At 59.0% G+C, this 1228-nt stretch carries 1 pseudogene; it reads left to right on the top strand.

Annotated features, from left to right (window positions below):
* Nucleotides 1-546: 546 nt before the first annotated feature.
* Nucleotides 547-1228: pseudogene (locus EN879_RS39590) on the top strand (hypothetical protein); the annotation flags it as partial.

Genomic DNA, 1228 nt, shown 5'->3' with positions numbered 1-1228 from the left:
GGATTTGCAGGTCGTTCTGCCGGATCAGCGCATTGTTGCCGGTAGCGGGATTGAGCGCTTGCGCGGAAGCCGGCAGGCAAACGCCCGCCAGCACTGCCGTGGCCAGCATTGCCACTGTGAAGATCGTTGATGGCCGAAGTGCCGACATCCGTTCATTCCCGCGCAAAAACTCTGTCCTTTGATATAGGGCGTTTGCGCGTCGATGCCATGGCCAGCGGGTCGAGTATCACGAAATCGGGCGGTCCAATCGCTTTGTTCTGCGATTTCGGCCGCGAAACGGCAGATAGTCATCATATGATGACTATGAAACGTCGGTGGCTTTGGTCAGTGTTCCCCACGTAAATTTTTGGTTTCATCCGGCATAAGTTAATGTATTCTAATTGAGTCAGAGCTCCGCAAGTGGGAATACGGATGCCCTGTTTTAATGCATTGAACCTTATTGCACAGTGCCGGCATCCTTATTGCAATTGCATGAGCAGAGCATAGCGGTGGCGTCGGACTCAAGCAGGCATTGAGGCGCGCCCCCGTAAAATGGGGGGTAAGTGCATGGCTTTGTTCACAGAGCGCGTTGCCGTATTGTCGTGCGCATCGGCCGACGACGGTTCAGCCAGGGCATGTTCTGAGGAAGTTCTTCGTGATGCCGCGGCGACTCAGAAGGGTTTGCCCGGCCGGCCGAATCAATGTCTCGCCACTCTGCCCAAACGGATAGCTCGATTGCTTTGCGCTACGGCACTGGTGGGGCTGGTCTTTCCTTACGCTCAATCTCCGGCCCATGCGCAGCAATTGTCCATCAATACGGATGGTGCACCGGGCGACAATGGTGATGACGGAATCGGTACTGCTGACGCCGGAGATGGCCATTCGCCGGTGGCGCCGGCTACGGGAACGAATAGTGTCGGCCGCACGACCTCCGGGGAGGCCGCTTTCGTTGGCAGCGCCCGGGGTGGGCGCGGCGGCGATGGCGGCTCGGCTGTCCATGCAACAGCCGTCCCGCCTTTTGTGGAGATCAAGGGTGGTAAAGGCGGCGATGGCGCCAAGGGCGGAACCGTCGATATAACAAACAACGCATCTGGCGCCCTCGAAACATCGGGGGACAATGCTCCCGGCATATCGGGCGACGCCAGCGGTGGGGATGGTGGTAACGGCGCATGGGCATTCGCCATCGCGGTAGGCGGTAAGGGCGGCGTCGGCCGATATGCCGGGAGCATTGTCCCCCGATGTTTCGAGG

Source organism: Mesorhizobium sp. M7A.F.Ca.AU.002.02.1.1, assembly GCF_003998535.1.
Taxonomy (GTDB): Bacteria; Pseudomonadota; Alphaproteobacteria; order Rhizobiales; family Rhizobiaceae; genus Mesorhizobium; species Mesorhizobium ciceri.
This window is presented reverse-complemented; position numbering and strand designations above follow the sequence as displayed.